The following is a 4,595-nucleotide window of genomic DNA, read 5'->3' on the forward strand; positions in this document are numbered from 1 at the left end:
CAAAATGTTCGTTTGCTCGAAACATCCAGTCAAAAATATTCGCGGAAAATCCATCTATGGAATAGATATTTTTAATCATCCACCAATAATCAAAATTTAGCAATTCCCCTGCTTTAGATATCATAAATAGTACATAGAAAGCTGGGAGGAAAATTACAATGGTAGCGATAATTATAAAAATAAGTTCTGACTTTTTTTTGACTAACATAAATCGGAAGGAAAGACACGAATTTTTGCACGGATGTACAGATTAATTTGAAACAGGTTAATATTTGCTACCCTACTTATATAGCCATTTCAGTTTAGATTGAGACGAGGGTTTCTTGCTGTGAAATGGTTTCATTCTTATTTGAAATTATAATATAAACTTGATAAGTGTTGGCTACAAATAACTAGGATATTTCTTAGGAGTCAGTCCTCAGGAGTCAGAATGAATGGCTTTAATAACAGTTTTTAGGTCTGAATTTATCTTTTTAGTCCAAGAGACATCTCCTATAAAGTATTTTAATTGCCCTTATTATTGATAACATTCTTTTTTCAAATTGGTATAATACCAAGGGCGAAAAAAGAATGCTATGGCACTACAAGAATTGGTTAAGACATTTTTCAATCGTATTTGCGGAGCGTTTCCCCAGGAAAAAACCTTTTCAGCTTACTATTCCCTGTTCCCTGTTTCCTAGCGCGTAGCGCTATACAAAAAGCTGCATCTTGATCGGAGATCCTTAAAAAGAGTTACTCCAATTTATTTTAGACAACTATCTCTATAATTTTTTCCTTTTTTTTCAATATTTATTCCTGTAGTAATAGACATCTCCAAGAATAAAAAATAAAATTAATTATCGCACTCTTATTCATCAATTAGTTTCCCCTACTCCCTAAACTAATAAATAGCGATAGGATTAGCAGGCGAACCTGTTGCACCTTTCATTTTTAGAGGAGCAAACACAAACATAAATTCGTAAACTTTATCTTCTATTAATTGACTAACATCCAAGTTCTCAAAAATAGTAATACCGTGCTTAACTATCCATTCAATATGACAATCAGCAGGTCGATTTGGGTCTTCACCAGGAGCAGCTTCAGTTCCCCAAGTATCTGACCCTACCATCGCTATTTTTAATCTAGATAAATAACGACAGCTAGTAATACCTGGTCCAGGTCGTCCAGAATTAAATATTTGACGATTTTTGGCTTTTTGTTCGGGACTCAAACTATCCCAGTCTTTTCCCCAATACTTACCATGACCAGTATAGAAAATAACTACATCCCCTTGTTTTATTCGAGCTATTTTTTGTTTTTTTATTGCTCCTTTAATATCATTAATTGTAATAATTCCTGGGTCATTTTTACTCTTACCTTGAGGAACTGGTAAACGTTCAACTCCTCGATAACCAGCAATATCTAATAACACTCCCCTAGTCACATAGCCTAACTCTCCAATCTTTTCTACTCCTAATTTATTTAACCCGTAGGATGTTCCAAAATCTTCTAAAAAATTACCATTATAAAAATAATTTCCTTGAGAAGTATTCACCCCAATATGACCTAAACCATCAAATTGAGTACCAACCTGACCTAACTCAGCCATCACATATTCATCATTAGCAACCAAGCTATTTTCTCCCGGAAATTTATAAGTTGGTAGACCGGGAATTATTAATTTCCAATTACGTTGTGCAAATACCGGAGCATCACTTTGATAAACTTTGCCAAGAGTAGCTACTTTACCTTTTTTGACTAATTTTAGAGATTCTAAAACTTTTTTATTACTAATCCAATTAACTGAACCTACTTCATCATTTTTTCCAAAAATTGAAGGACTCCATCTATCTCTCAAAGGGAGTTCGTCAGCTATACTTGAGGATGAAAAACTAGAGAGAGTTGATAAGATAAAAATAAGTATTATGGTAAATTTGAAGTAATTAGGAATTTTCATTTTTTTTAGGGAATCGGGAATCGGGAATCGGGAATAGAAATTAATTTTAAAGTAAGCATTCAGATATTAATAGTCAGCTCTTCCTAGGTCATGCTATACAAACAAGTTTTTTCATTAACGAACCAAGCATTTGCTTAACTTATACTACATTTTACTACATTTTCAACCAGATAATTGAAGCACAAGAAAGAGGAACTTGAGTTGTTAACTAAAGGTAATAAGGCTAATAGCTTACCTTTTAAAACTGTAGCTTACTATCCACACAAAGTGCTGTAATTCAAGAAACATTAAAGAAATAAGAAATAAGGTCTTAAGCTTCCAATTTTTAAGGGGATAGAAAAAATAAAATTCCCTATTTCAAGTCTTCTATTTAAGCTGGAAGCACTGATAACTGATAACTGATAACTGAAATTGCCTCACAGAAATTTTAAGATTGTCTCAATTAAAGTTTTCGGTTCCTTTTGGAAAAACATATGACCTCCTGGAAATTCATGTAAGTCAAAAGAACCGAGAGTATGGTGACTCCATTCAAATAATTCTTCATGGTTAAGTTCACCATCATTTTTACCTCTAAAACTAACTATGGGAAATTGAAAAGGAGGTTCACCAGATTCAATATATGTTTCGTGGAGAGTGAGGTCTGCTCGTAAAATTGGTAAAAATAATTCTATTAGGTCTCGGTTTTGTAACACTGCTTCTGGAGTACCACCGTAGTCACGAAATTTAGACATTAAAACCTGGTCTGACTTTTGATGAACTGGGTTATCAATGGGAATATGAGGAGCGTAACGACCTGAAATAAATAGACATTTGGGAGTCGGGAGTTTTTTCATTCGCAGTTGATGAGCTACTTCAAAACAGACTGCCGCACCCAGACTATGCCCGAAAAATACAAAAGGATATTCTATAATTAGCGGTTTTAATGCTTGAGTCAATGGAGGTAAGAGATTGTCCCATTTTGTAATCAGGGGTTCTTTAATTCGAGTTTCTCTTCCTGGTAGTTGTATGGCACATACCTCTATATTAGAAGGCAAGTATTTTCCCCAGAGACGAAACAAGGAAGCACCAGAGGCAGAAGGGTGAAAACAGAATAAACGTAAAGTCGGTTGAGAAATCGGTTGAAATATTTTTATCCAAGGAGAGGGAGTAATAGTGGTATTCATTGGCAAATTTATTAGCTCTAAATTGGTATAATAAAAAATCTGGCTGTTAATGAGTAAAAAAAATGTGGACTTTATTTGATTCTCATTCCTTAGATGGTTAGATATACATTTTTTCTAACTTCTTGAATTGTCTTATTTTTAAGAAGAAGTAATTGTTAATTGTTAATTTTTCAACTGCAACCTAACACTCAATACCCTACAGAAATTTTAAGATCGTCTCAATTAAAGTTTTCGGTTCTTGTTGGAAAAACATATGACCCCCAGGAAATTCATGTAAGGCAAAATTACTAATAGTATGCTTTTCCCATTCGGATAAATATTGCAAGCTAACTTCCAAATCATTTTTACCTCTAAAAGTAACGATCGGAGATTCTAAGGGTGCTTCAGGAAAATACGTATATTTTTCATTGAGGGTAAAGTCAGCTCGTAATACAGGTAAAAACAATTCCATTAGCTCTTGGTTTTGTAAGACTGCTTCAGAAGTACCGCCGTATTCTCGCAAAGTGGAAATTAACTCTTGGTCAGATGCTTGATGACGTAGGTTATCAATGGGAATTTGAGGAGCGCGACGACCAGAGACAAACATATATTTAGGAACAGGAAGTTTTTCCCTGCGTAGTTTACGAACCACTTCAAAACTTATTAATGCACCGAGACTATGCCCAAAAAATACAAAGGGATGTTCTTCAATTAAGGGTGACAAAGCTTGAGTCAGTGGAGGTAAAAGATCATCCCATTTAGTAATCAGAGGTTCTTTAATCCGAGTTTCTCTACCTGGTAATTGTATGGCGCAGACCTCTATATTTGAAGGCAAGTATTTTCCCCAAAGGCGAAACAAGGAAGCTCCAGCAGCAGCAGGGTGAAAACAGAAGAAACGTAGAGTAGGTTGAGAAATCGGTTGAAATATTTTTATCCAAGGAGAAGGAGTAGTAGTAGAATTCATTAGACAAATTTATTAGCTCGAAATTGGTATAACAAAAAACTCTAGCTGTTGACGAGTACATTTTTCAATACTTACTCCACCCGTGGGTTTCAGATACAAAATCTGCAACGTTATAGTTTTTGCTTACTAAGAACTATATAGTTTTTTTGAGTGAGCCTGGTGTGACTCTGTGGAAAATATTGTTATCTAGAGAGAGGGAGTGATAGTTGGATTCATTAACTGCGGTCAGGACTTCCCTGCCTGAAGAATCCCCCGTTCGTCATGTCGCGTAAGCGCAACGTCAGGAGTATGTCAATCTGTACTGCCAATTTAACTTCTAAATTCTAAATTCTAAATTCTAAATTCTAAACAGCTAACTGCTTTAACATTTGCCTCAAACTATCTTTCCAATAAGGAGAATGGTTCCCCAAAACTTTTGAGATTTTCCCACTATTCAAAACTGAAAAAGCAGGTCGTTTTGCTGGAGTTGGATATTCGGCAGTAGTAATGGGAACTACTCGTTTTACTTCCAAAGGAAAACCCAGTTGTTTTGCTTCCTCAAAAATAGTCATGG

General features: G+C 34.9%; 4 protein-coding genes. All 4 read right to left on the minus strand.

Annotated features, from left to right (window positions below; all coding sequences use genetic code 11):
- Positions 1 to 880: 880 nt before the first annotated feature.
- The gene (locus F6K13_RS19350; RefSeq protein ID WP_287288070.1) at positions 881 to 1,837 is read right to left on the minus strand and encodes a cyclase family protein; all 957 of its coding nucleotides are present in this window, start codon (positions 1,835 to 1,837) and stop codon (positions 881 to 883) included.
- A gap of 515 nt (positions 1,838 to 2,352) precedes the next feature.
- The gene (locus F6K13_RS19355) at positions 2,353 to 3,099 is read right to left on the minus strand and encodes a thioesterase II family protein (RefSeq protein ID WP_124154872.1); all 747 of its coding nucleotides are present in this window, start codon (positions 3,097 to 3,099) and stop codon (positions 2,353 to 2,355) included.
- 196 nt (positions 3,100 to 3,295) lie between these two features.
- Positions 3,296 to 4,042 carry a thioesterase II family protein gene (locus F6K13_RS19360; RefSeq protein WP_124146464.1) on the minus strand — a complete coding sequence of 249 codons (747 nt, stop codon included), beginning with the start codon at positions 4,040 to 4,042 and terminating at the stop codon, positions 3,296 to 3,298.
- Positions 4,043 to 4,386: 344 nt separating this feature from the next.
- A partial coding sequence (locus tag F6K13_RS19365) for a sugar nucleotide-binding protein (protein ID WP_287288072.1) occupies positions 4,387 to 4,595 on the minus strand: 209 nt, incomplete at its 5' end.

Source organism: Okeania sp. SIO2B9, assembly GCF_010672505.1.
Lineage (GTDB): Bacteria > Cyanobacteriota > Cyanobacteriia > Cyanobacteriales > Microcoleaceae > Okeania > Okeania hirsuta.

Coding starts and splice junctions, on each gene's coding strand:
- F6K13_RS19360 (WP_124146464.1), bottom strand. CDS start 4,042: ATGAATTCTACTACTACTCCTTCTCCTTGGATAAAAATATTTCAACCG.
- F6K13_RS19355 (WP_124154872.1), bottom strand. CDS start 3,099: ATGAATACCACTATTACTCCCTCTCCTTGGATAAAAATATTTCAACCG.